Here is a 25,283-nt window from a genome sequence, read left to right as displayed (position 1 = left end):
TGGAGACCTCCGACCGCGAGGCGGGCCCCGCCCCGTCTGATCCCTCTCATCCCTCTCATTCCTCTGATCCCTCCGATGCGTCCCGTACGCCGTCGGCCTCGGACGGCGCGGACGGCCACGGCGGCAAGGGGAAGTCCGGCGACGGGCCCCGCCCCTCGGGGGAGCGGGACAGCCGTGGGATGCCGGGCGCGCCTCCCGGCGGTGACGGTGCCGACCGGGCGCCGGACGGCGGCGCACCACCCGCCACCGGCCCGCACGCCCCGGGCCCGGTCCCCGCACCGGGCCCGACCAGCGGCACGACGGCCCCGTTCCCACCCCGGCCCCGCTTACCGATCCGCCCCCTTCCGATCCGCCCACGCAGTCACCGGACCCCGGCGGGACCACGGGCGGAGGCGGCGGCGACGTCCCCGCCGGGTACACCCCGCCCGCCCAGCAGCCCCCCGCGGAGACCCCGCCGCCCCGGGAGGCCGCCGAGTGATGAACTCCCGCACCGACGAGGGCCGTTGCGGCGGACCCCAGGACAGCCGTGCCCGGAAGGGGAGCGGGGCCAAGCGGCGGACCGGCGGCGGGCGGCGCGGCGAGGCGACGCGCACCGCCCGGCGGCGCAGGCTCCTGTCACTGCGCCATCTGCTGCCCGCGCTGCTGCTCGGCGCGCTGCTCGCCATGCTGATGCTGCGCGGCTACGTACACAGCGAGATCCTCGCCGACCACCGCGTCAGGCCTCCCGCGCCCACCGACCGCGTACCGCGCGAGATCCTGCGCGGCGGCCCCGTCATCGACACCCGCGGCGGGCGCGAGACCACCCTGAGCGTGCCGGACCACCGGCTGGTCCTGACGTTCGACGACGGCCCCGACCCCGAGTGGACCCCCAAGATCCTCGACGTCCTCGGGAAGCACCGGGCGCACGGCGTCTTCTTCGTCACCGGCACCATGGCCTCGCGCCATCCCGGCCTCGTGCGGCGCATGGTCGACGAGGGCCACGAGATCGGCCTGCACACCTTCAACCACCCCGACCTCTCCTACCAGTCCACCGGGCGCATCGACTGGGAGCTCTCGCAGAACCAACTCGCGCTCGCCGGGGCGGCAGGGATCCGGACCTCCCTCTTCCGGCCCCCGTACTCCTCCTTCTCCCACGCCATGGACGACCGGTCGTACCCGGTGGCCCGGCACATCGGTGCGCGCGGCTACCTCACCGTCGTCAACGACACCGACAGCGAGGACTGGAAGCGCCCCGGCGTCGACGAGATCATCCGCCGCGCCACGCCCGAGGACGGCGCGGGCGCCGTCGTCCTCATGCACGACTCCGGCGGCGACCGTTCGCAGACCGTCGCCGCGCTCGACCGCTTACTGCCCGAGATGCGGGAGCGGGGCTATACGTTCGGCAACCTCACCGAGGCCCTGGACGCGCCGAGCGCACACACCCCGGTCAGCGGCATCGAGCTGTGGAAGGGCAGGTCCTGGGTCCTCCTCGTCGGCGCGGCCGAGCGGATCACCGACTGCCTCGTCGTGGCCCTCGCCGTCGTCGGCGTCCTCGTCTTCGCCCGGTTCGGCCTGATGCTGCTGCTCTCGGGCGCGCACGCCCGCCGGGTGCGACGGCGCGACTTCCGCTGGGGGGCGCCCGTCACCGAGCCCGTCTCGGTCCTGGTGCCCGCGTACAACGAAGCCAAGTGCATCGAGGCCACGGTCCGTTCCCTGATGGCGAGCGACCATCCCATCGAGGTCATCGTCGTCGACGACGGCTCGTCGGACGGCACCGCGGAGCTCGCGGAGGGCCTGGGCCTGCCGAACGTACGCGTCCTGCGCCAGCCCAACGCGGGCAAACCGGCCGCCCTCAACAGAGGCCTGGCGGGTGCCCGGCACGACATCGTCGTGATGATGGACGGCGACACGGTCTTCGAGGAGTCCACCGTCCGTGAGCTGGCGCAGCCCTTCGGCGACCCGCGCGTCGGCGCCGTCGCGGGCAACGCGAAGGTCGGCAACAGGGACTCGCTCATCGGTGCCTGGCAGCACATCGAGTACGTGATGGGCTTCAACCTCGACCGCCGGATGTACGACGTGCTGCGCTGCATGCCGACGATCCCGGGCGCGGTCGGTGCGTTCCGGCGCTCCGCCCTGGAGCGGGCCGGCGGCATGAGCGACGACACGCTCGCCGAGGACACCGACATCACCATGACCCTGCACCGCGACGGCTGGCGGGTCGTGTACGCGGAGCGGGCGCGCGCCTGGACCGAGGCCCCGGAGTCCGTCCAGCAGCTCTGGTCCCAGCGCTACCGCTGGTCGTACGGCACGATGCAGGCCATCTGGAAGCACCGCCGCGCCTTCGTCGAGTCCGGCCCCTCCGGACGGTTCGGCCGTGTGGGGCTGCCGCTGGTGTCGCTGTTCATGGTCCTGGCACCGCTTCTCGCCCCGCTCATCGACGTGTTCCTGCTGTACGGCCTCGTCTTCGGCCCGACCCGGAAGACCGTCGCCGCCTGGCTCGGCGTGCTCGCGGTGCAGGGGTTCTGTGCCGCGTACGCCTTCCGGCTCGACCGCGAACGCATGACCCATCTCATCTCGCTGCCCCTCCAGCAGCTCCTCTACCGGCAGTTGATGTACGTCGTGCTCTTGCAGTCCTGGATCACGGCGCTCACCGGGGGCCGCCTGCGCTGGCAGAAGCTGCGGCGCACGGGAGTGGTGGAGGCGCCCGGCTCCCTTCCGCGACCGCGGACGGACGAGTACGAACGGAGGCCCGTCGCATGAGCCGGAGCCTGCTGATCCCCGAGGCCCCCGCCGCCGCGCGCGAGCCCGGCAGGGACCGCTATCTCGACGTGCTGCGCTCCCTCGCGCTCGTCCGCGTCGTCGTCTACCACCTCTTCGGCTGGGCGTGGCTGACGATCGCCTTCCCCTCGATGGGCGTGATGTTCGCGCTGGCGGGCTCGCTCATGGCGCGCTCGCTGGACCGCCCGGCATGGGACGTGATCAAGGGCCGCGTCCGCCGGCTGCTGCCTCCGCTGTGGGTGTTCAGCGCGGTGGTGCTCTGCCTGCTCCTCGCGGGCGGCTGGAACGTCTCCGAGGACCCCGACCACGGCGGCGCCTGGTCCCCGCTGGCTCTGCTCACCTACGTGGTTCCGGTGGGCGCGCCACCCTTCCCGTGGCATCTGGGCGACGAGGCGGGGCTCCTGGAGGACACCTGGCCGGTGCAGGCGGCGGGGCCGCTGTGGTACCTCCGCGCCTATCTGTGGTTCGTCATCGCCTCGCCCCTTCTGCTGTGGGCGTTCCGCAGGGCGCCGTGGGTAACGCTGTTCGCGCCGCTCGCGCTGACCTCGGTGGTCGGTACGGGCCTTGTCACGATCCCCGGTGAGGTGGGCGACGCGGTCACGGACTTCGCGGTGTACGGCGGCTGCTGGGTCCTCGGCTTCGCCCACCGGAGCGGCCTGCTCGCCCGCGTCCCGCGCTATCTGGCGGTGTCGGGCGCGTCGCTGCTCATGGCCGTCGGCCTGTGGTGGGCGTCGGGTCATCTGGGCCCGGACGGCTGGGACCTGAACGACATCCCGGCGGCGCAGGCGGCCTGGTCCTTCGGCTTCGTCGTCATCCTGCTCCAGTACGCGCCGTCGTGGCCGTCGTGGCCGTCGGGCCCCTCGGGGCCGCGGCAGCCGGGCAGGTTCGCGAAGTGGGACAGGCTGGTCACGCTCTCCAACAACCGAGCCGTGACGATCTACCTCTGGCACAACCTCCTGATCATGGCGACGGTGCCGGTCGTCGACATGGCGTACGACCTGCCGTTCATGGCGGACGCGCGCTGGGACGCCGCGCTGGACGCCACGTACGGGCTGTGGATGGCCGTGCTGGTCTGGCCGCTGCTGGGCGTGACGATCGTGGTGGTGGGCTGGGTGGAGGACCTGGCGGCGGGGCGGCGGCCGAGGCTGTGGCCGGACGGCGTGGAGGTGTCGCGGAGGAAGGGTGGACGTTCTTCGTGGCCCCGGCGGGGGTTCAGCGGCGAAGCGGACTGATTGCCGGAAGGGTCGTGATCGTTCCGTTGCATCGCGTGATCGTCAGCGCGACCGACTCCTAAGCTGGCGGTTCTTCCTGCCGCTCGCACGGGGTGGAACTGAGCTGAGCGGCAGGCCCATCACTGCCAGGAGATCGCTTTGCTCTGCAAGAAGACCGCGCTGCGCTTCGCCGCGCCCGTCGCCGTACTCGCCCTCGCACTGACCGCCTGCGGCGGCGGAGACGACAAGAAGTCGGAGGACAAGTCGAAGGCGGACGCCCCCAAGTCCCCGACCAAGCCCGCGGAGCCGGCCGCGCTGGCGGCCGGCGAGAGCACCACGGGGAAGGTCAAGGAGGGCGACGCCACCGTCACGTACGACGTCGCCGCGCAGAAGGTCGACGTGGGCACGGAGGCCGAGACCAAGAAGCTGGTCTCGGACCCGAAGCAGGCCAAGGGCCTGGTCGCCGCGGTCGCCCACGTGAAGTACACGCACAAGGCGGGCGCCCCGCTCGCGGACGTCCCGGACGTGGGTGACGGCGCGGAGGTCTACGCCGACGGCACCCGCGGCGGCCTGCTGATCGGCGCCTCCGAGGACGCGCCGGGCTGCGAGGACGAGCTGGAGCTGGAGGGCTGGAAGAAGGGCGAGAGCCACGTCATCTGCCAGACCTACCTGGTGCCCGTCGGCACGAAGGAGCTGGAGGTCCACTGGGCCCCCGAGGACAGCGAGGGCGAGCCGGCCGTGTGGAAGTTCCCGGCGAAGTGACGAAGCGGGCGGGGCGGGGCGGGCCCGCCTTCCGTCTTCGCGCCCCCAACCGTGAACGCGGGTGGGGGAGGCGCCGTTTGGTGACGGCTCGGTGGCGTGGAGCGACGGCGGCGCGCCGACACGGCTGGCGTCGCCCCTTGCCGCATGGATAGCTTGGTTCGCTCCCGAGAACCGGATAACCCGAAGAACCCACGCCCCACCAGGAGCTGACCGTGAACCGCCGCCCCACTCTGCTCGTAGCGGCCGCCTTGACCGCCGCCGCGGCCCTTTCGCTCTCCGCCTGCGGAAGCGGCGACGAGGGCGCCAGGGACAACGAGAAGATCGCGGGGGCGGACGCGGGGGGCAAGGAGGGGGAGTCGCCGTCGCCGAAGGCTTCGGATGACGGGATCGAGCGGCCCAAGGTGACCTTGCCGAAGGGCGACGAGATCGTCTTTACGCCCGAGACGACAGGCGAGGCCAGGACGGACGCGGTGCTGCGCGACAACGCGGAGTATCTCCGCGCCATCGACGAGGCCATCGAGAAGCAGGACCCGAAGTCCGAGGCCATCGTCTTCTACAGCAAGGACTCGGCCCTGCTCGGGACCGTGGACTGGGTCAGCGGCTTCATCAAGGACGGCACGACGGTGACGGGCACCGTGCGCTACTTCAACCGCAAGGTCGTCTTCAGCAAGGACGGTTCGGCCGGACTCACGTACTGCGCCGACGAGTCCAAGGGCTACACGAAGGACCGTAAGACGCAGAAGGTCAACGTCACCAAGCCCACGAAGAACTCGTACGTGTTCTACAACGACCGGCTCCGCAAGAACGCCAAGGGTGTGTGGCAGGTGACCAAGAGCACCTCCGAGCGCGGGAGCGAGGTCTGCCAGCTGTGACGCGCAGAGGAACAGCCCTGGCCATATGCGCCGCCTTGCTGCTCACCGTGCAGGCCGCGCCGGTGGCGTGGGCGGACCGGACGAACACCGCGGGCACCACCGAGGACGCCAAGGGCGGCAAGAACGGCCGCACCATCACCGTGCAGACCAAGGTGCGGACGTCCGTCAACGGCGATGCGAAGTCCGCGACGACCGGCAATCTCTCGTCGGCGGACAGCAACGGGACTCCGCCCGCCTGCTGGTACGAACCCGCCTTCTCCCCCAGGGAGATCGAGAAGACCGCGCATCGCGAGGACGACCTGGAGGCCAGCGCCTGCGACAAGCAGCCCTTCTGGGTCGATGAGGGCAAGACGCCGGACGAGCCGCTCGCCGTGACCCCGCGGATCCTCGCCGAGTAAGAGTACGACGAACTGCCCGTCCCGGACACCGAGATCAGGATGGCCCCCGACGGCGAGACCAAGGGCACGCCGGCGGACACGGAGCCGCCGTGCGGTGTGCGGTACCTGCGGTCTTCGGCCAAGGGCGGGGCGTACCAGCTGAAGGCCACCCTCACCTGGAAGATCAGCTGGAGCAGCACCGATCGTGACGGAGGCGACCTCCCGGACGGCGTCTATGGGGCGGCCCAAGACGTCGTGGTGCGGGAGGTGCAGGCCGTCAACCGGTGACGGCGGGTGGGGGCCCGGGGCTCTCAGTACCCGGCCGTGAAACGCCCCCGGTGGTGACGCGGGTTCTCTGTCTCGTTCAGGAGTGCTATCGCCGCGTCCTCCATGGAGAGGGACGAGGTGCCGTCGGGAGCCACCAGTAGTTCGTCCTTGCCGAGGCGGAACCGGCCCGTGCGGGTGCCCGGTTCGAAGAGGGCCGCGGGGCTGAAGTAGGCCCAGTCCACGGCCGTGTTCGCGGTGCGGAGTGCCTCGTACTGGGCGTTGGAGGCCGCGGCTATGTGGCGCCAGGCCTCGGGGACGTAGCGCGGGTCGTCGATCGCCGGGGTTCCCCGTGTGCCGGGCACCGTCAGGCTGCCCGCGCCGCCGATCACCAGGAGGCGGACGCCGGGGGTGCGGGCGAGGCCCGCCAGGAGGGCTTCGACGACGGCCGCGTGGTCGCCCTCGCTGCCGGGGGCCGGTCTCGTCGCGTTGACCACGACGTCCTGCCCGGCGGCCAGCTCCGCCACGTGGTCCGGGTTTCCCGCGTCGCCCGTGCGGGGCGTGGCGCCGGGGTGCAGTTCCGCGTGGCGGGCCGCGTCGCGGACCACGGCGGTGACCTCGTGGCCGCGGGCCAGGGCCTCGGTGACGACGCGGCTGCCCGCGTTACCGGCCGCTCCGAAGACGGTGATGCGCATGGGGGTGCTGCTCCTTGCGTTCAGTGCGTTCAGTGCGTTCAGTGGAGGTGGAGCGGGCGGATGCGGTCACCGTCGCTGCCGGCGGCGGGAGTTTTGGCCGAGGAGGACACTCGCCACCACCAGGACCAGGCCGCCGACCTGCCAGGGCGTCAGCGTCTGGCCGAGGAGCAGCAGGCCCGCCAGCGTGGCGACGACCGGGTTGGTCAGGCCGAGGAAGGACACCGAGGACGCGGGCAGGCGTTCGATGCCGCGGAACCACAGGGCGTACGCGAGGGCCGTGCCGATGATGCCGAGGTAGGCGTACCCGACGGCGTTGGCCCCGGTGAAGTGGTCGGGCAGGCCCTCGGCGGTCAGGGCGACGGGTGCCAGGACCAGGCCGCCCGCGGTCAGTTGCCATCCCGTGAGCGCGAGCAGCGAGACCCCTTCCGGGCGGCCCCAGCGCTTGCTGAGCACCACGGCCAGGGCCATCAGTGTCGTGGCGGCCAGCATCGCGGTGATCCCGGCGGCGTCGACCGCCGCGCTGCCGCGCAGGACCAGCAGGGCGACGCCGATGACGCCGACGAGGCCCGCGATCAGCGTACGGCGGGTGGGCCGGACCTTCAGGACGCCGATCCCGAAGCCCGCCACGAGCAGCGGCATGACCGCGCTGATCGTCGAGGCGACGCCGCCGGGCAGGTGGTAGGCGCCGAAGAAGAGCAGCGGGAAGAACGCGCCGAAGTTGAGCAGTCCGAGCACGGCCGCCTTCCACCACCAGTCGCCGCGCGGCAGCCGCCGGGTGAGTGCGAGCAGGATCAGCCCGGCGGGCAGGGCGCGCAGGGCCGCGGCGAGCAACGGCCGGTCCGGGGGCAGGAGTTCGGTGGTCGTGACGTAGGTGGTGCCCCAGGTCGCGGGGCCGATGGCGGCGAGCGCGGCGATGCCCGCGGCGGCCTTGGCGGAGTCACGCGGCGTGGCGCTCCCGCCCGGGGTACTCCCACCCTGCGCGGTAGCGGTGCTGACGGACGCGGACACGGACATGACGCTCCCCCTCGTGATTCCCTCAACGCTGTTATTCTCAACGTTGAGGTAAATATGGGCCCCAGGTCCGCGAACGTCAAGTATCTGAACGTTGAGAGAATCGGGCAGGGATCACACATGACCGAGAATCAGCCGCCGGCCGGGCCGCGCCCCGACGCCATCGACGAGCTGCGCGGCCAGTGGCGCCGCGAGCGCCCCGACCTCGACCCCGCGCACCTGGACGCGATGGCCCTGGTGGGCCGCATCAAGCGCGCCGACCACCTGCTGAGCAAGGGCATGAAGAAGGTCTTCACCGAATACGGCCTGGAGTTCGCGGAGTTCGACGTCCTCGCCACCCTGCGCCGCGTCGGCGCCCCGCACGAGCTGACCGCGGGCGGCCTCCTCAAGACCGCGATGGTGACCTCCGGCGCCATCACCAACCGCCTCGACAAACTCGAACGCAAGGGCCTGATCGAACGCCGCCCCGACCCCGCCGACCGCCGCGCCATCCGCGTCCGCCTCACCGAGGCCGGCCGCGAGCTGGTCGACCGCGCCGTCGTCGACCACATCGCCAACGAGGAACGCATGTTGGCCGCGCTGACCCCCGCCGACCGCGAGGCACTCGACCGGGCGCTGAGCCGCCTGCTGGTCTCGCTCGGCGACACCCACCTGGGCTGACCCGCCCGACGCCCTCACCACCCGGCCCCGCCCCCGGTGAGAGCAACGTTCCCCGCCGGTCACTGGGCGCCACAGGGCCGAAACGCGTGATCCCTACCTTCGGAAGCGTCAGCAGTGGGTGTGGATGTGGACGTGGACCAGTGGACTGGCCGTGGAGGCACGCGATGTGGATCGAACGGTGGGACCCGGAGGACGAGAAGTTCTGGAAGGAGGAGGGAGGGGAGCGGGTCGCCCGGCGGAACCTGGCGTTCTCGGTGCTCTCCGAGCACATCGGGTTCTCCGTCTGGAGCCTGTGGTCCGTGATGGTCCTGTTCATGGGGCCCGAGTACGGGATCGACCCGGCCGGGAAGTTCTTCCTGGTGTCGATGGCGACCCTGGTGGGAGCCGTCGTCCGTGTCCCCTACACCTTCGCCGTCGCCCGCTTCGGCGGGCGCAACTGGACCGTCATCGCCGCCTCCCTCCTGCTCCTGCCGACCGTCGCCGCCTTCCTCGTCATGGAGCCGGGAACCTCGTACACCACCTTCATGGTGTGCGCGCTGCTCACCGGCGTCGGCGGCGGCAACTTCGCCTCCAGCATGACCAACATCAACTCCTTCTTCCCGCTGCGGGAGAAGGGCTGGGCGCTCGGCCTCAACGCCGGGGGCGGCAACATCGGCGTACCCGTCGTGCAGCTCGTCGGGCTCGCCGTCATCGGGGCGAGCGGCGGGCCGCGGGTGGTGCTCGGGATCTACATCCCACTGATCCTGCTCTCCGTCCTCTGCGCCGCCCGCTACATGGACAGCATCTCGTCCGTGCGCAACGACACGGGGGCCGTCAGGGCCGCCGTCCGGGACGCGCACACGTGGATCATGGCGTTCCTGTACGTGGGGACGTTCGGCTCCTTCATCGGCTACAGCTTCGCCTTCGGGCTCGTGCTCCAGACGCAGTTCGGACGTACGCCGCTGGAGGCCGCCCAGCTGACCTTCATCGGGCCGCTGCTCGGCTCGCTGATCCGGCCCGTGGGCGGGCGGCTCGCCGACCGGCACGGCGGGGCGCGCATCACCCTCGGCAACTTCGTCGGCATGGGCGCCGCGACCGGCGTCGTCGTGGTCGCCTCGGTCAGGGAGTCGCTGCCGCTGTTCGTCGGCGCCTTCATCGCCCTGTTCGTGCTCACCGGGCTCGGCAACGGATCCACGTACAAGATGATCCCCGGGATCTTCCAGGCCAAGGCCGAGCGCAAGGGACTGGCGGGGGAGGAGGCCGCGGCGTACGGGCGGCGGCTGTCCGGGGCCTCGATGGGGCTGATCGGGGCGGTCGGCGCGCTCGGCGGGCTCGGCATCAACCTCGCCCTGCGGCAGTCCTTCCAGACCGTGGGGTCGGGCACGGGGGCGTTCGTGGCGTTCCTCGGCTTCTACGGGGTGTGCTCGGTGGTCACCTGGGCCGTATACCTTCGCGGCAAGGCGGTCCGCCGTACGGCCGCCGGGGCCGATGCGGACGTGAAGTCGCAGCTCAGCTACGCCGAGGTGTGACGTAACACGGCGGACATCGTCGTGAACCGGGCCTGTCACGCACCCTTGGCAGGCTCGGTCGTCCGCCGCCGGCCACGAGCGGGAAGAAACGAGACGAGACAGCCGGGACGAGACAGCCGAGACGGTCGACGAGACAGCCGAGACGAGACAGACCTATGCACGCGCCCCCATCGAACTCCCCGACAGCGCACGGACCCCTCGCCGGATTCACCGTCGGCGTGACCGCGGCCCGGCGCGCCGACGAGCTCGGCGCGCTGCTCCAGCGGCGCGGCGCCTCGGTGCTGCACGCCCCGGCGCTGCGCATCGTGCCGCTCGCCGACGACAGCGAACTCCTCGCGGCGACCAAGGAACTGATCGACCACGCCCCGGACGTCGTGATCGCCACCACCGCCATCGGGTTCCGCGGCTGGATCGAGGCCGCCGACGGCTGGGGGTACGGCGAGGCGCTGCTCGGCTGCCTGCGCGGGGTCGAGCTGCTCGCCCGCGGCCCGAAGGTGAAGGGCGCGGTGCGTGCCGCCGGGCTCACCGAGGAGTGGTCGCCCTCGTCCGAGTCCATGGCGGAGGTGCTCGACCGGCTGCTCGGCGAGGGCGTCGCCGGGCGCCGCATCGCACTGCAACTGCACGGCGAACCGTTGCCCGGCTTCGTCGAGGCGCTGCGGGCGGCGGGGGCGGAGGTCGTCGGCGTGCCCGTCTACCGGTGGCTGCCGCCGGAGGACCTCGCGCCCGTGGACCGGCTGCTCGACGCGACGGTGGGGCGGGGCGTCGACGCCCTCACGTTCACCAGCGCGCCCGCCGCCGCGTCGCTGCTGGCCCGCGCCGAGGAGCGGGGCATGGTGGAGGAGTTCCTGGCCGCCCTCGGCCATGACGTGCTGCCCGCCTGTGTGGGGCCCGTGACCGCGCTGCCGCTCCAGTCGCGCGGCGTGGACACCGTCCAGCCCGAACGCTTCCGGCTCGGCCCCCTCGTCCAGCTGCTCTGCCAGGAGCTGCCCGCCCGTGCCAGGGCGCTGCCCATCGCCGGGCACCGCGTGGAGATCCGCGGCCATGCCGTCCTGGTCGACGAGGAGCTGCGGGCCGTGCCGCCCGCCGGCATGGCCCTGCTGCGCGCCCTCGCCCGCCGCCCCGGCTGGGTGGTGGCCCGCGCGGAGCTGCTGCGGGCGCTGCCCGGCACGGGCCGCGACGAGCACGCCGTGGAGACGGCCATGGCGCGGCTGCGTACGTCCCTGGGCGCGCCGAAGCTGATCCAGACGGTGGTCAAGCGGGGCTACCGGCTCGCGATCGACCCGGCGGCGGAGTCCAAGTACGCGGAGTGACAGCGGATCTGACGGCTCGTCGGACGTGTGCCGGTGGGAGGGGTTCCGGACCCGCCGGGCGGCGTGCACTGTAGGGGGTAGGCGACGGCATTCACTCACCGGTACCCCCAAGGCGGTGACAGGCGCATGGCGTTGGGCATGGCCCCGGCCCCGTACGAGCTGCGATTCGACTCCGGGCGGAGCTGTCTGGACCTCGTGGCGACGAACCACCCCGTGGAACGGCTCGACTCCGTACGCAGGCTGCGTGCCTGGCTCGCGGGTGCCGGTCTCGTCCCGCCGGGCGCCCCGCTGCCCGGCGCGGACCAGGGCTGGCTCACCGCGTTTCGCGAACTGCGGGCTCACGTCGCTGAGTTGGTACTCGGCGAAATCGAGAAGCGGCCCGCCGACAACGCCCTGGAGCACGTCAACGCGCTGGCCGCGGCCGCGCCCCCCGCCCCCCGCGCGGTGCGCACCGCCGACGGCTCCCTGGCCCGCGTCCTGCGCGACGACCCGGCCTGCGCGGCACTGCTCGCCGGCGTCGCCAGGGACGCCGTCGACCTGCTCACCGACCCCGTGGCCCGCGCCCTGCTGCGCCAGTGCGAGGGCGACACCTGCCCCATCGTCTACCTCGACACCTCCCGCGGCCACCGCCGCCGCTGGTGCTCCAGCGAGGTCTGCGGCAACCGCGAACGGGTGGCCCGCCACCGCCGCAGGGCGGCGCTCGCCCGGGCGTGAACCGGAGCCGAGCCGTGCGGCGTTGAACACCTGGGGCTTCGCGTACGTACCTCCGGCATGAGACCCACCCGACCCGCCCGAAGCGCGGACACCGGAGGCAGACGTGCGCAAGGATTCCGCTGTGGCCGATGAACGACCGCGGCCGCCCCGGCACCGTCTCGGGCGCCCGCCGGGGCCGGACGAGGAGTTGATGCGCGCGCTCTACCGCGAGCACGCGGGACCGCTGCTCGCGTACGTGCTGCGGCTGGTCGCGGGGGACCGGCAGCGCGCCGAGGACGTGGTGCAGGAGACGCTCATCCGTGCCTGGAAGAACGCCGGACAGCTCAACCGGGCGACCGGTTCGGTACGCCCCTGGCTGGTGACGGTCGCCCGGCGCATCGTCATCGACGGCCACCGCAGCCGGCAGGCCCGGCCGCAGGAGGTCGACCCGTCGCCGCTGGAGGTCATCCCCGCGGAGGACGAGATCGACAAGGCACTGTGGCTGATGACGCTCTCCGACGCCCTGGAGGACCTGACTCCCGCGCACCGGGAGGTACTTGTCGAGACGTACTTCAAAGGGCGTACGGTCAACGAGGCGGCCGCGACGCTGGGCATTCCCAGCGGCACGGTCCGCTCACGGGTCTTCTACGCGCTTCGCTCGATGAAGCTCGCACTGGAGGAGCGGGGGGTGAAGGCATGACCGGGTCCTACGACCACCACGGCGCGTGGCGGGACGACACCGTCCACGAGGCCGTCGGCGCCTACGCCCTCGGCGTCCTGGACGAGGCCGAGAGCGCGTGGTTCGAGGCGCACCTCGCGGACTGCGAGCCCTGCGCGCGGCAGTTGGAGGACTTCTCCGCCGTGGAGCCGATGCTGGCGGCGCTCGCCGGCCTCCCGGGCGGGCGCGGCGCACCGGAGATCGGCGAACGGCTCGCCGCGCGCCCGGCCCGCGCCTCGCCGACCGCCTCCTCGGCGAGGTGTCGCGCACGCGCGAGCGGCGGCGCAGGCGCGGCCTCTTCCTCGTCGCGGCCGCCGTCGCGCTGATCGTCGGCGGCCCCCTCACCGTCCTCGCGGTGACCGGCGACGACGGCAGCGGCCCGAAGAACCTCGCCGCGGACCCGCACCCCACCAGCCCCGCCGAGGACGCCTTCTTCCACCACATGGACGAGAAGAAGGCGGCCACCGACCCCTCGACCAAGGTCAGCGCCACGGTCGGCACGGAGAAGAAGGCCTGGGGCACCCACGCGGTCCTGGAGCTGAAGAACGTCAAGGGACCGCTCAAGTGCTCCCTCGTCGCCGTCGGCAAGGACGGCACCAAGGAGACGGTCACCAGCTGGTCGGTGCCCAAGTGGGGCTACGGCATCAAGGACAGTCCGGACAAGTGGGCGCGCGGTCCGCTGTACGTCCACGGGGGCGCCGCCATGGACCGCAACGACATCGACCACTTCGAGGTGACGACGTTCGACGGCGAGCGCCTGGTCGAGGTCGACGTGTAGGCGCGGCCAGGTGCACAAGCGCGGTCCCTTTCGCGTACGGTGGACGGCTGCTCAACAGGGGCAGCAGCACGCTCGAAAGGGGCCTCGGTGGCCGACGCCAACGCAGTGATGCCGTCAGGCACACGCGACCGCGAGATCAGTGTCGAACAGGACCATCTCGACCAGGTCTACCGACGTCTCGAGGAGAAGATCCACGAGGCCGAGTTCCTGATGAACGACGCCGCGAAGCGCTCCCAGGTCGGTACGCCGGGCGCGCTCGCCGAGCGCGACGCCCAGGTCTTCCGCGCAGGTGTCCATCTCAACCGGCTCAACAACGAGTTCGAGGACTTCCTGTTCGGCCGCATCGACCTGCTCCAGGGCAAGGACGGCAAGAAGGGCCCCGACGGCGCGTACACGGCCGTGGAGCCCGCCGAAGGCGCGATCACGGACGACAACACGGCCGAGATCGCGGAGACGCTGCACATCGGGCGCATCGGCGTACTCGACGCGGACTACTCCCCGCTCGTCATCGACTGGCGTGCGCCCGCCGCCGCCCCCTTCTACCGCTCGACCCCGGTCGACCCGGGCCGTGTCGTACGCCGCCGCGTCATCCGCTCCAAGGGCCGCAAGGTCCTCGGCGTGGAGGACGACCTGATGCGCCCGGAGATCACCGCGTATCTGCGCGGCGAGAAGCTGCCGGTGATCGGGGACGGCGCGCTGATGGCCGCGCTCGGCCAGGCCCGCAGCCACACCATGCGCGACATCGTGGCGTCCATCCAGGCCGAGCAGGACATGGTGATCCGCGCGCCCGCCGCCTCCGTGACGTACGTGGAGGGCGGCCCCGGCACCGGCAAGACGGCGGTGGCCCTGCACCGCGCCGCCTACCTCCTCTACCAGGACCGCCGCCGTTACGCGGGCGGCATCCTCATCGTCTCCCCGACCCCGCTCCTGGTCGCCTACACCGAGGGCGTCCTGCCCTCCCTCGGCGAGGAGGGCCAGGTGGCGATCCGCGCGGTCGGCTCCCTGGTCGACGGCGTCGAGGCCACGGTCTACGACTCCCCGGCGGTGGCCCGCGTCAAGGGCTCCTCGCGGATGCTCGGCGTGCTGCGCAAGGCGGCGCGGGGCGCACTGGAGGGCGTACAGGGCAGGCAGCCCAAGGCGCCCCGCGACGAGCAGCTGACCTTCGGCGACGATCCGGAGCCGCAGCCCGAGCAGTCCCAGGGCGCCCCCACCCGGCTGCGCGTCGTCGCCTTCGGCCGCCGCCTCGAACTGGACGCCGAGCAGCTGAACCGCATCCGCCGCAATGCCCTCGGCGGGACCGCCCCCGTCAATCTCCTGCGCCCGCGCGCGAGGAAGCTCCTCCTGGACGCCCTGTGGTCGCAGTCCGGGGCCGCGGGCCGCCACTCCGACCCGGAACTCGCCGCCGAGCTGCGCTCCTCCTTCGACGACGACATCACGTCCGAGGACGACTTCATCCGCTTCCTCGACGCCTGGTGGCCGGAGCTGACCCCCCGCGCGGTCCTCGCCGCGATGGGCGACGAGCGGCGCCTGGCCCGCTGGGCGCGCCGCGCCCTGAACCCCGGCGAGATCCGCAAGGTCGCCCGGTCCCTCAAGCGGGACGCCCTGTCCGTGCACGACGTGGCGCTGCTCGACGAGCTCCAGGCGATCCTCGGCACGCCGCACCGGCCCCGCAAGAAGAAGGAGCTCGACCCCCTCGACCTGCTCACGGGCCTGGAAGAGCTGATGCCGCAGCGCGAGGAGTCCCAGCGCGAGCGCGCCGAACGCCTGGCGGCGGAACGCACCGAGTACGCCCACGTGATCGTCGACGAGGCGCAGGATCTCACCCCCATGCAGTGGCGCATGGTGGGCCGCCGCGGCCGGCACGCCACGTGGACGGTCGTCGGCGACCCGGCGCAGTCCTCGTGGTCCGACCCGGACGAGGCGGCCGAGGCCCGCGACGAGGCGCTCGGCTCGCGCCCCCGCCGCCGCTTCACGCTCACCGTCAACTACCGCAACCCCGCCGAGATCGCCGAGGTGGCCGCGAGGGTCCTGGCCCTCGCGATGCCGGGCGCCCACTCGCCCTCGGCGGTCCGCTCGACCGGCGTGGAGCCCCGCTTCGGCGTCGTGCGCGACGGTGACCTCGGCGCGTCGGTGCGCGAGGAGGCGGCCCTGCTCCTGGAGCGGGTGAGCGGCACGGTCGGCGTGGTCGTCGCGATGAACCGCCGCGACCAGGCGGCCCGCTGGCTCGCCGGGCTCGGCGACCGCGTGGTGGCGCTCGGCAGCCTGGAGGCCAAGGGCCTGGAGTACGACGCGACGGTCGTCGTCTCGCCCGCGGAGATCGCCGACGAGTCCCCGGCGGGCCTGCGGGTCCTGTACGTGGCGCTGACGCGCGCGACGCAGCAGCTCACGGTCCTGTCGGGCGAGCGGGACGACCCGGACGCGGACGGCGTGCCGGACCTGCTCCGCGATTAGCCGCGCCGTGCTCCGCACGGCAGTTACCGGGACGGGAATTGCCTTACGGGGATCCTTTGTTACCTTGGATGTGGCACCGGCTCGATCCAAGCCCCCGGGCCCAACCTTCGTCGCTACGAGCGACCACTTGCCGCGAGGCGAGCATGGCGGGTCGGTGTCATGAACGGATGAGAGAGGCCCACGTCACCAAGTGACGTGGGCCTCTTTCTGTTTCCCTCAACTTCTCGTATGGTGGAAACAAGTTTCCGAAAGCGCACCACGGCGCGATGCACCGGCCGGTGAACAAAACGTTCTCAATCCGGGGCGGCTACCACGTACCCGGCGGTAGGTGCGACCATCGGACGGCAAGAGCTACAAGGTGAAAGCAGAGGAAGTCGGCCATGGCAACGGCGCCCAGCGTCTCCTACTCGATGACGGTCCGGCTGGAGGTGCCCGCGAGCGGAACCGCGGTCTCCCAGCTCACCACGGCCGTCGAGTCATCCGGGGGCTCGGTCACCGGCCTCGACGTCACGGCCTCCGGCCACGAGATGCTGCGGATCGACGTGACGATCGCGGCGTCCTCCACCACGCACGCCGACGAGATCGTCGAGCAGCTGCGCACCATCGAGGGCGTGACCCTCGGCAAGGTCTCCGACCGTACGTTCCTGATGCACCTCGGCGGCAAGATCGAGATGGCGTCCAAGCACCCCATCAGGAACCGTGACGACCTCTCCATGATCTACACCCCGGGTGTCGCCCGGGTCTGCATGGCGATCGCCGAGAACCCCGAGGACGCGCGCCGCCTGACCATCAAGCGCAACTCCGTTGCGGTCGTAACGGACGGATCGGCCGTCCTCGGCCTCGGCAACATCGGCCCGAAGGCCGCGCTGCCGGTCATGGAGGGCAAGGCGGCCCTCTTCAAGCGCTTCGCCGGCATCGACGCCTGGCCGCTGTGCCTGGACACCCAGGACACCGACGCCATCGTCGAGATCGTCAAGGCGATCGCCCCCGGCTTCGCGGGCATCAACCTGGAGGACATCTCCGCGCCCCGCTGCTTCGAGATCGAGGCCCGGCTGCGTGAGGCCCTCGACATCCCCGTCTTCCACGACGACCAGCACGGCACCGCGATCGTCGTCCTCGCCGCCCTCACCAACGCGCTGCGTGTAGTGGGCAAGGGAATCGGCGACGTGCGCGTGGTCATGTCCGGCGCCGGCGCGGCCGGCACGGCCATCCTCAAGCTGCTGCTCGCCGCGGGCGTCAAGAACGCCGTGGTGGCCGACATCCACGGCGTCGTGCACGCCGACCGCGAGGACCTGGTCTCCCACGACGTCGACTCGCCGCTGCGCTGGATCGCCGACAACACCAACCCCGAGGGCCTCACGGGCACGCTCAAGGAGGCCGTGGTCGGCGCCGACGTGTTCATCGGCGTCTCGGCCCCGAACGTGCTGAACGGCGACGACGTCGCGGCCATGGCCGACGGCGCCATCGTGTTCGCGCTCGCGAACCCGGACCCCGAGGTCGACCCCGCGATCGCCCGCCAGACGGCGGAGGTCGTGGCCACCGGCCGCTCGGACTTCCCGAACCAGATCAACAACGTCCTGGTCTTCCCCGGCGTCTTCCGCGGCCTGCTCGACGCCCAGTCGCGTACGGTCAACACGGAGATGATGCTGGCCGCCGCGGGCGCCCTCGCCGACGTCGTCGCCGAGGACGAGCTGAACCGGAACTACATCATTCCGAGCGTCTTCAACGACAAGGTCGCGGGTGCCGTGGCCGGTGCCGTGCGCACCGCCGCCAAGGCCGCGGGGACCACTGTGACGGGTCCCACGTCCGCCTGACCCTCGGCGCGTCGCGGGCTGTGGGGCCGCAAACGCCCCTTTAGGGTGGCGGACCATGGGCTCTGCGGCCCTTCGGAGGGTGCCGGATTGGCTTTCCCGCCGCAGGTGGGGGCAGGATGCGTAATCGGGCGCGAGGGTCTGACGTAAGACCCGGGTCCGGGGACTGTCCGAGGACCCTGGCAGCATCGGCTTCGATCACGCCTCAACGGCAAAAGAACACGGGAGTACAAACATGAACCGCAGTGAGCTGGTGGCCGCGCTGGCCGACCGCGCCGAGGTGACCCGCAAGGACGCCGACGCCGTGCTGGCCGCGTTCGCCGAGACCGTCGGCGAGATCGTTGCCAAGGGCGACGAGAAGGTCACCATCCCCGGCTTCCTGACCTTCGAGCGCACCCACCGTGCCGCTCGCACCGCCCGTAACCCGCAGACCGGCGAGCCGATCAACATCCCGGCCGGTTACAGCGTCAAGGTTTCGGCTGGTTCCAAGCTGAAGGAAGCGGCCAAGGGGAAGTAACCCTGAGCAGCTGAAAGGGGCGGTCACCCACCGGGTGACCGCCCCTTTCCCATGCGCTGACGCGCTGAGGGCCGTTACAGCGCCGTCCTGCCGTTCGGCAGCTCGACCTTCGCGCCGAGCTCCTGGAGCTTGTCCATGAAGTTCTCGTAGCCGCGGTTGATCAGGTCGATGCCGTGGACGCGGGAGGTGCCCTGGGCCGCGAGAGCGGCGATCAGGTACGAGAAGCCGCCGCGCAGGTCGGGGATGACCAGATCGGCGCCCTGGAGCTTCGTGGGGCCGCTCACGACCGCGGAGTGCAGGAAGTTGCGCTGGCCGAAGCGGCAGTCGGAGCCGCCGAGGCACTCGCGGTAGAGCTGGATGTGCGCGCCCATCTGGTTGAGCGCGGAGGTGAAGCCGAGCCGCGACTCGTAGACCGTCTCGTGGACGATGGACAGGCCCGCGGCCTGCGTCAGGGCGACGACGAGCGGCTGCTGCCAGTCGGTCTGGAAGCCGGGGTGCACGTCCGTCTCCAGGGCGATCGCGTTGAGCGAGCCGCCCGGGTGCCAGAAGCGGATGCCCTCGTCGTCGATCTCGAAGGCACCGCCCACCTTCCGGTAGGTGTTCAGGAACGTCATCATCGAGCGCTGCTGGGCGCCGCGGACGTAGACGTTGCCTTCGGTCGCCAGGGCCGCGGAAGCCCAGGAGGCGGCCTCCAGGCGGTCCGAGAGGGCGTGGTGGTTGTAGCCGCCGAGGCTGTCGACACCGGTGATCCGTATGGTCCGGTCGGTGTCCATGGCGATGATCGCGCCCATTTTCTGCAGGACGCAGATCAGGTCCTCGATCTCCGGCTCGACCGCGGCGTTGGAGAGCTCGGTCACACCCTCCGCGAGGACGGCGGTGAGCAGGACCTGCTCGGTGGCGCCCACGGACGGGTACGGCAGGCGGATCTTGGTGCCGCGCAGCCGCTGCGGGGCCTCCAGGTACTGGCCGCCCTCGCGCTTCTCGATGGTGGCGCCGAACTGGCGGAGCACCTCGAAGTGGAAGTCGATCGGCCGGCCGCCGATGTCACAGCCGCCGAGGCCGGGGATGAAGGCGTGCCCGAGGCGGTGCAGGAGCGGACCGCAGAAGAGGATCGGAATCCGCGACGAGCCGGCGTGGGCGTCGATGTCGGCGACGTTGGCGCTCTCGACGTGCGACGGGTCCAGGATGAGCTCGCCCGGCTCCTCGCCGGGGCGGACCGTCACGCCGTGCAGCTGGAGCAGGCCGCGTACGACACGCACGTCGCGAATGTCCGGGACATTGCGCAGCCGGCTCGGAGCGCTGCCGAGCAGCGCGGCAACCATGGCCTTGGGCACGAGGTTCTTCGCGCCGCGGACACGGATCTCGCCCTCCAGCGGGGTTCCGCCGTGGACAAGCAGTACATCGTCAATGCCGGTGACGGTCATGAATCTCGCGTTCCGATTGGATGGACGGGGGAACAAGGGGCAAGCGTAATGGCCGTGTACCCCCCTTCCGTAAGGCCAAGGGCACGCAAAACAGGTCATGAGTTCGCCACAACACGAACCGTACGGAACCGGACACTCCGGGTCACCGCCCCCCGCCGTGCGCTCCGGTCGCTCTCATGCGCCCTGAACTGCACCGGCTCACGTACGGCCATTACCTCCCCGCGCACCGCGAAGATGCGGGATCATGTGGTCCATGACCGAGGTGTCCTCGCTCACAGGGCGGCTGCTCGTGGCCACGCCGGCCCTGGCGGACCCCAATTTCGACCGTGCGGTGGTGCTGCTCCTCGACCACGACGAGGAGGGCTCGCTCGGCGTGGTCCTGAACCGTCCCACCCCCGTGGACGTCGCCGACATCCTGGAGGGCTGGGGCGACCTGGCCGGCGCGCCGGGCGTCGTCTTCCAGGGCGGCCCCGTCTCGCTGGACTCGGCGCTCGGCGTCGCGGTGATCCCCGGCGAGGAGGGCACGCCGCTCGGCCTGCGCTACCGCACGGGCCGCGTGGATCCCGTGGGCTTCCGCCGGGTGCACGGCGCGATCGGCCTCGTCGACCTGGAGGCCCCGCCGGAGCTGCTCTCCCCGGCCCTCGGCAGCCTGCGGATCTTCGCGGGCTACTCCGGGTGGGGCCCCGGCCAGCTGGAGAAGGAGCTGGAGGACGGCGCCTGGTACGTGGTCGAGTCCGAACCGGGTGACGTCTCCTCGCCGGACCCGGAGCGGCTGTGGCGCGCGGTGCTCAGACGCCAGCGCAGTGAGCTGGCGATGGTGGCGACCTACCCGGACGATCCGTCGCTGAACTGACCGGCGCCCTCCAGATACCGCTCGGCGAGCGGGTGCGCGTCCCTGGCCGGGACCACGAGGCGCACGGCGACGGGCGGCGCGTTCTTCAGGCGTACGTAGCGCAGCGCCGGGTGGGAGTGCCTGCGGGCCACCGGTTCCGGGGCGATGCCCACACCGTGGCCCGCGGCGACCGCCTCCAGCCATTCGTCGAAGTTGTGTGCGGTGCAGGCGAGCCGGGGGCGGCGGCCCTCGGGCCACAGCTCGGGCCCCGTCGTGCCGGTGACCGTGTTGACGACCAGCGGCAGGCCGGCGAGTTCCGTCCAGTCGACGACGCGGCGGCCCGCGAGTTCGGCCGCGTCGCGGGAGAGGACGGCGACGCGCGGCTCGTGCAGCAGCAGGCGCGAGCGCACCGCGCCGCCGGGCGGCAGCTCGCCCCGGACGACCGCGATGTCACAGGCGCCCGTCAGCAGGCCCGCGAGGGGGGCGTCGCCGCGCACCAGCCGCACGCCCGCGCCGGTGGCTTCCTTGAAGGCGGCGACGAGGGCCGCGCAGGCCTCGGGCAGCAGGGAGGTGAAACCGAGGCGCAGGACGGGCGGCTCGGCCCCGGCGGCGGTGCGCAGGGTGCCCTCCAGCCGGCGCAGCAGCGGCGCGAGGTCGTCCCGCAGCCGCTGTCCGGCCCCGGTGAGCGCCACCCGCCGTGTGGTCCGGTCGAGGAGCCGCGCCCCGAGGCTCTCCTCCAGGGCCCGCACGGCCCGGGTCAGCGCGGGCTGCCCGACGCGGAGCCGGTCGGCGGCGTGCGTGAAGCTCAGCTCGTCGGCGACGGCGAGGAAGGCGCGCAGGTGCCGCAGCTCGATGCCGTCCAGAGTTTCCTGGAGCCGTACGTCATTCATGCCGCCCCAGCATAAATACCCGCCGTGAGGCATTTCCCCCGGGATGCGGAGGGTGCCTACGTTTCCCTCGCCCGGCAGGACCGGTGAGGGACACGAGGGACACGAGGGAGCTGAACGGCGTGCGCAAGGTGTGGTTGCTGATGGTGGGGGCCTTCACGCTGGGGCTCGACGCCTATGTGATGGCGGGGCTGCTGCCGGTCGTCGCCGGGGATCTGGGGACGACCGTGTCGCTCGCGGGGCAGATGGTCACCGTCTTCACCCTCGCGTACGCGGTCAGCGCGCCGCTCGTGGCCGGGCTGCTGTCCGGCGTACGGCCCCGGGTGCTGATCCTCGCCGCGCTCGCCGTCTTCACCCTCGGCAACGGCCTCACCGCGCTGGCGCCCGGCCTCGGGGCGCTGCTCGCGGCGCGCGCGGTGGCGGGGGTCGGCGCCGGGGTGTACTCGGCGCTGTCCACGGCGGCCGCCGCCTCGCTGGGGGGGCCGGAGCGGCGCGGGCGGGCGCTCGCGCTGGTGATGGGCGGGATGAGTTCGGGCACGGTCCTCGGCGTCCCGCTGGGTGTGCTGCTCGCCGACCACACGTCCTGGCGGGCCACGATGTGGCTGGTGACGGGGCTGGGCACGGTCGCGCTCGTGGGTCTCGCGGTGGGGCTGCCGGAGGTGCCCGCCGAGCCGCCGGTCCCGATGCGGGCCAGGCTCGGGGCGCTCACCGACCGCACGGTGCTGCCCGTCGTGAGCGTCTCCTTCCTGGGCGCGGTGGCCAGCCTCGGCCTCTACACCTACCTCGCGCCGGTGCTCGACTCCTCGGGCGGCGTCGGCGAGAGCCAGGTGGCGCCGTACCTGTGGGCGTGGGGCATCGGCGGTGTGCTCGGCAGTGTGCTCGCCGGGCCGCTGGTGGACCGCACCGGCCGGGTGACGGCCCTGGTGACGGGGATCATCTCCGCCCTGGTCGTCGCGATGGGCGCCCTGCCGCTCCTCGGCGCCGCCGCCTTCCCCGCGCTCGTCGTCTGGGGAGCCGCGGGCTGGGCCTTCCAGGTCCCGCAGCAGCACCGCCTGCTCGCCCTGCGCGCCGAGCGCGGCACGGTGGCCCTCGCGCTCAACAACTCCGCCCTCTACCTGGGCAGCGCGGTCGGCTCCGCCTTGGCGGGCCTCGCCCTTTCGGTGGGTCTCGCTCCCCGCGCCTTGCCGTGGGCGGCGGCCGGGGTGGCTCTGGCGGGGCTCGCCCTGCACCTGTCCGCTGCGCGGGGCCGGGCGGGCGGGGGCGACTCCTGCGGCGTGCGGGCCGGTGGGGGCTTGTCGCGCAGTTCCTCGCGCCCCTGAGGGGGGCGTGGTGCGGTCTCGTTCGTTGTCTGCGGGTGGTGGGGGCTTGGCGCGCGGTTCCCCGCGCCCCTTCCGGGGCGCTCGCGGTCCGGCCGCTGCCGGGACGCCGCGCGCGTGAGTACCCTTGGCCCTTATGAGCACTCTTGAGCCCGAGCCCGAGCGCGGGGCAGGTACGGGGACCCTCGTAGAGCCGACGCCGCAGGTGTCGCACGGTGACGGCGACCACGAGCGCTACGCGCACTACGTCCAGAAGGACAAGATCATGGCGAGCGCGCTCGACGGCACGCCCGTCGTCGCGCTCTGCGGCAAGGTGTGGGTCCCCGGCCGCGACCCGAAGAAGTACCCCGTCTGTCCCATGTGCAAGGAGATCTACGAGTCCATGGGCGCAGGCGGCGACAAGGACAAGGGCGGCAAGGACGGCAAGGGCGGCAAGAAGTAGTCACCCCTTCCGGTCCTTGGTGAGACCCCTTCGCTCAGGGGGCGTTGCGTGTACCGCAACGCCCCTTTTGCGTTCCGCAATCGCGTGACAGCCTTGCGCGGCATGACCCTTGAGCGCCCACCCGTCGCCCACCACCGCCCTCATGGAAGGCGCTTCGCGCCGCTCGCTGAACTCATCCCGGCGCCCGCACGCGCCGAGGCCGTGCCTGGTTCCTCCTTCGCCGCCGGCCCCGCCACCACCCTGTGGGCAGGCCCCGGCACCGAGTCCACCGAACGCTGGCTCCGCGCCACGCTCGGCGCCGCGCTCGGGCTCCCGCTCACCCCCGGCGCCGAGGGAGCGGGTGGCTCCGTCTCCCTGCTGGTGGACGCCGCCCTGGAGCCGGAGGCGTACCGGCTCACCATCGACGAGGCCCGCGTCGAGATCCGCGGCGGCGCGGCCTCGGGCGTCTTCTGGGGCGCCCAGACCCTCCGCCAGCTCTTCGGCCCCGACGCCTTCCGGCGCGCGCGACTGCGGCCCGGCGCACGGCACTCCCTGCCCGCGTGCGTCATCGAGGACGCGCCCCGCTTCGGCTGGCGCGGCATGATGCTCGACGTGGCACGGCACTTCATGCCGAAGGACGGCGTCCTGCGCTACCTCGACCTGCTCGCCGCCCACAAGCTCAACGTCTTCCACTTCCACCTCACCGACGACCAGGGCTGGCGCGTGGAGATCAAGCGCCACCCCAAGCTGACGGAGACCGGTTCGTGGCGGGCGCGCTCCAAGTGGGGTCACCGCAACTCGCCGCTGTGGGAGGAGCGCCCGCACGGCGGCTTCTACACGCAGGACGACATCCGCGAGATCGTCGCGTACGCCGACTCCCTGCACATCACCGTCGTCCCCGAGATCGACATCCCGGGCCACTCGCAGGCCGCCATCAGCGCCTACCCGCATCTCGGCAACACGGACGTCGTCGACACCGGGGCGCTCACAGTCTGGGACACCTGGGGCGTCAGCAAGAACGTCCTCGCGCCCACCGAGGACGTACTCCGTTTCTACGAAGGTGTCTTCGAGGAGATCCTCGACCTCTTCCCGTCCACCTTCGTCCACGTCGGCGGCGACGAGTGCCCCAGGGACCAGTGGAAGGCGTCGCCCGCCGCGCAGGCCCGCATCAAGGAGCTCGGGGTCGATGGCGAGGACGGGCTCCAGAGCTGGTTCATCCGGCACTTCGACACCTGGCTCACCGAGCGCGGGCGGCGGCTCATCGGCTGGGACGAGATCCTGGAGGGCGGCCTCGCCGAAGGCGCCACCGTCTCCTCCTGGCGCGGTTACCGGGGCGGCATCGCCGCGGCCAAGTCGGGCCACGACGTCATCATGTGCCCCGAACAGCAGGTCTACTTGGACCACCGGCAGGACGGCGGCCCCGACGAGCCGATGCCCATCGGATTCGTCCGCACGCTCGAAGACGTCTACCGCTTCGAACCCGTCCCCGCGGAGCTGACGGAGGAGGAGGCCGCGCACGTCATCGGCACCCAGGCCAACGTCTGGACCGAGGTGATGGAGAACCAGGACCGCGTCGACTACCAGGTGTTCCCGCGCCTCGCCGCCTTCTGCGAGGTGGCCTGGCGCCGCCTGCCGGCCCCCGCCGAACGGGACTTCGCGGACTTCGGCCGCCGCATGGAGGCCCACTACGCGCGACTTGACGCCCTGGGGGTCGACTACCGCCCGCCGGGCGGCCCTCTGCCCCGGCAGCGGCGGCCGGCCCCCGAAGGACTGACCAACAGCGACCTCGGCCGCCCGATCGAGGGGCCGCCCCCGAACGTGTGAGGGCCCGTCCGGGTGCGCGGAACCGGCGGCCCGTTGCCCCGAACGCGGGCCGCCGGAAGCAGTGCGAAAACGGCATATCCCCCTGGTCTGGGGACGAATGCCTCCTAGCGGACCCCCGCGTCGGCCCCCGGCGAAGATGTGCCAGAGTTGCCACGTCCGGGTTGTGAGCACGTACCGTACGGCG

At 72.2% G+C, this 25,283-nt stretch carries 22 protein-coding genes and 1 pseudogene; 19 read left to right on the top strand and 4 right to left on the bottom strand.

Features of this window, described 5'->3' with window-relative positions:
• The first annotated feature begins 663 nt into the window (after positions 1 to 663).
• From KKZ08_RS14915 to KKZ08_RS14890, 6 genes are all read left to right on the top strand, one after another.
• The gene (locus KKZ08_RS14915) at positions 664 to 2,739 is read left to right on the top strand and encodes a glycosyltransferase (protein ID WP_223779060.1); all 2,076 of its coding nucleotides are present in this window, start codon (positions 664 to 666) and stop codon (positions 2,737 to 2,739) included.
• Positions 2,736 to 3,989 (top strand): acyltransferase, encoded by a 1,254-nt coding sequence (locus tag KKZ08_RS14910; protein ID WP_223774914.1) that lies wholly within the window; start codon positions 2,736 to 2,738, stop codon positions 3,987 to 3,989. Before KKZ08_RS14915 ends, KKZ08_RS14910 begins: the two co-directional genes overlap by 4 nt.
• A 138-nt stretch (positions 3,990 to 4,127) precedes the next feature.
• Complete coding sequence (locus KKZ08_RS14905) at positions 4,128 to 4,730, top strand: hypothetical protein (RefSeq protein ID WP_223774913.1); 603 nt, start codon at positions 4,128 to 4,130, stop codon at positions 4,728 to 4,730.
• Between the two features lie 212 nt (positions 4,731 to 4,942).
• Positions 4,943 to 5,602 carry a hypothetical protein gene (locus KKZ08_RS14900; RefSeq protein WP_223774912.1) on the top strand — a complete coding sequence of 220 codons (660 nt, stop codon included), beginning with the start codon at positions 4,943 to 4,945 and terminating at the stop codon, positions 5,600 to 5,602.
• Positions 5,599 to 6,000, top strand: a complete 402-nt coding sequence (locus tag KKZ08_RS14895; protein ID WP_223774911.1) for a hypothetical protein — start codon at positions 5,599 to 5,601, stop codon at positions 5,998 to 6,000. The genes KKZ08_RS14900 and KKZ08_RS14895 overlap by 4 nt, the downstream gene beginning before the upstream one ends.
• 39 nt (positions 6,001 to 6,039) lie before the next feature.
• Positions 6,040 to 6,267: a hypothetical protein gene (locus tag KKZ08_RS14890; protein WP_223774910.1), complete on the top strand. Its 228-nt coding sequence runs from the start codon at positions 6,040 to 6,042 to the stop codon at positions 6,265 to 6,267.
• 23 nt (positions 6,268 to 6,290) lie between these two features.
• Here the strand turns inward: KKZ08_RS14890 and KKZ08_RS14885 are convergent, their stop codons facing one another.
• Together KKZ08_RS14885 and KKZ08_RS14880 are read right to left on the bottom strand one after the other, a co-directional pair.
• The gene (locus KKZ08_RS14885) at positions 6,291 to 6,938 is read right to left on the bottom strand and encodes an NAD(P)H-binding protein (RefSeq protein ID WP_223774909.1); all 648 of its coding nucleotides are present in this window, start codon (positions 6,936 to 6,938) and stop codon (positions 6,291 to 6,293) included.
• 66 nt (positions 6,939 to 7,004) lie between these two features.
• On the bottom strand, positions 7,005 to 7,952 hold the full coding sequence (locus tag KKZ08_RS14880; RefSeq protein ID WP_223774908.1) for an EamA family transporter: 948 nt from the start codon (positions 7,950 to 7,952) through the stop codon (positions 7,005 to 7,007).
• Positions 7,953 to 8,069: 117 nt separating this feature from the next.
• On the opposite strand from KKZ08_RS14880, the gene KKZ08_RS14875 reads away from it, so the two are divergent.
• The 9 genes and pseudogenes from KKZ08_RS14875 to KKZ08_RS14835 all read left to right on the top strand — a co-directional run bounded on the left by KKZ08_RS14875 (position 8,070) and on the right by KKZ08_RS14835 (position 18,395).
• Positions 8,070 to 8,609 carry a MarR family transcriptional regulator gene (locus KKZ08_RS14875; protein ID WP_223774907.1) on the top strand — a complete coding sequence of 180 codons (540 nt, stop codon included), beginning with the start codon at positions 8,070 to 8,072 and terminating at the stop codon, positions 8,607 to 8,609.
• 164 nt (positions 8,610 to 8,773) lie between these two features.
• Positions 8,774 to 10,117, top strand: coding sequence for a nitrate/nitrite transporter (locus tag KKZ08_RS14870; protein ID WP_223774906.1), 1,344 nt, complete (start codon positions 8,774 to 8,776; stop codon positions 10,115 to 10,117).
• Positions 10,118 to 10,272: 155 nt separating this feature from the next.
• Positions 10,273 to 11,427 (top strand): uroporphyrinogen-III synthase, encoded by a 1,155-nt coding sequence (locus tag KKZ08_RS14865; RefSeq protein ID WP_223774905.1) that lies wholly within the window; start codon positions 10,273 to 10,275, stop codon positions 11,425 to 11,427.
• 126 nt (positions 11,428 to 11,553) lie between these two features.
• A complete protein-coding gene (locus tag KKZ08_RS14860) occupies positions 11,554 to 12,141 on the top strand; it encodes a CGNR zinc finger domain-containing protein (RefSeq protein ID WP_223774904.1) in 588 nt (195 codons plus the stop codon).
• A gap of 103 nt (positions 12,142 to 12,244) precedes the next feature.
• Positions 12,245 to 12,820, top strand: a complete 576-nt coding sequence (locus tag KKZ08_RS14855; protein WP_223774903.1) for a sigma-70 family RNA polymerase sigma factor — start codon at positions 12,245 to 12,247, stop codon at positions 12,818 to 12,820.
• A pseudogene (locus tag KKZ08_RS14850) lies at positions 12,817 to 13,616 on the top strand (anti-sigma factor). The gene KKZ08_RS14855 and the pseudogene KKZ08_RS14850 overlap by 4 nt, the downstream one beginning before the upstream one ends.
• A gap of 108 nt (positions 13,617 to 13,724) precedes the next feature.
• The gene (locus KKZ08_RS14845) at positions 13,725 to 16,067 is read left to right on the top strand and encodes a UvrD-helicase domain-containing protein (protein WP_223779059.1); all 2,343 of its coding nucleotides are present in this window, start codon (positions 13,725 to 13,727) and stop codon (positions 16,065 to 16,067) included.
• Between the two features lie 380 nt (positions 16,068 to 16,447).
• The gene (locus KKZ08_RS14840; protein WP_223774902.1) at positions 16,448 to 17,881 is read left to right on the top strand and encodes an NAD-dependent malic enzyme; all 1,434 of its coding nucleotides are present in this window, start codon (positions 16,448 to 16,450) and stop codon (positions 17,879 to 17,881) included.
• 232 nt (positions 17,882 to 18,113) lie between these two features.
• On the top strand, positions 18,114 to 18,395 hold the full coding sequence (locus tag KKZ08_RS14835) for an HU family DNA-binding protein (RefSeq protein ID WP_016645140.1): 282 nt from the start codon (positions 18,114 to 18,116) through the stop codon (positions 18,393 to 18,395).
• Positions 18,396 to 18,469: 74 nt separating this feature from the next.
• Here KKZ08_RS14835 and murA read toward each other — a convergent pair whose 3' ends face one another.
• Positions 18,470 to 19,819 carry a UDP-N-acetylglucosamine 1-carboxyvinyltransferase gene (gene murA / locus KKZ08_RS14830; RefSeq protein ID WP_223774901.1) on the bottom strand — a complete coding sequence of 450 codons (1,350 nt, stop codon included), beginning with the start codon at positions 19,817 to 19,819 and terminating at the stop codon, positions 18,470 to 18,472.
• A gap of 253 nt (positions 19,820 to 20,072) precedes the next feature.
• Between murA and KKZ08_RS14825 the strand changes: the two genes are divergently transcribed.
• Positions 20,073 to 20,672: a YqgE/AlgH family protein gene (locus tag KKZ08_RS14825; protein ID WP_223774900.1), complete on the top strand. Its 600-nt coding sequence runs from the start codon at positions 20,073 to 20,075 to the stop codon at positions 20,670 to 20,672.
• Here KKZ08_RS14825 and KKZ08_RS14820 read toward each other — a convergent pair.
• Positions 20,645 to 21,541 (bottom strand): LysR family transcriptional regulator, encoded by an 897-nt coding sequence (locus tag KKZ08_RS14820; RefSeq protein WP_223774899.1) that lies wholly within the window; start codon positions 21,539 to 21,541, stop codon positions 20,645 to 20,647. The two genes, KKZ08_RS14825 and KKZ08_RS14820, sit on opposite strands and share 28 nt — an antisense overlap.
• An 83-nt stretch (positions 21,542 to 21,624) precedes the next feature.
• On the opposite strand from KKZ08_RS14820, the gene KKZ08_RS14815 reads away from it, so the two are divergent.
• From KKZ08_RS14815 to KKZ08_RS14805, 3 genes are all read left to right on the top strand, one after another.
• Positions 21,625 to 22,857, top strand: coding sequence for an MFS transporter (locus tag KKZ08_RS14815; RefSeq protein ID WP_223774898.1), 1,233 nt, complete (start codon positions 21,625 to 21,627; stop codon positions 22,855 to 22,857).
• 133 nt (positions 22,858 to 22,990) lie between these two features.
• Positions 22,991 to 23,296, top strand: coding sequence for a DUF3039 domain-containing protein (locus tag KKZ08_RS14810; protein WP_055550135.1), 306 nt, complete (start codon positions 22,991 to 22,993; stop codon positions 23,294 to 23,296).
• Positions 23,297 to 23,398: 102 nt separating this feature from the next.
• Positions 23,399 to 25,099, top strand: coding sequence for a beta-N-acetylhexosaminidase (locus KKZ08_RS14805; protein WP_223774897.1), 1,701 nt, complete (start codon positions 23,399 to 23,401; stop codon positions 25,097 to 25,099).
• The last annotated feature ends 184 nt before the right edge of the window (positions 25,100 to 25,283 follow it).

Source organism: Streptomyces sp. 135 (assembly GCF_020026305.1).
In the GTDB taxonomy this organism is placed as follows: domain Bacteria; phylum Actinomycetota; class Actinomycetes; order Streptomycetales; family Streptomycetaceae; genus Streptomyces.
This window is presented reverse-complemented; position numbering and strand designations above follow the sequence as displayed.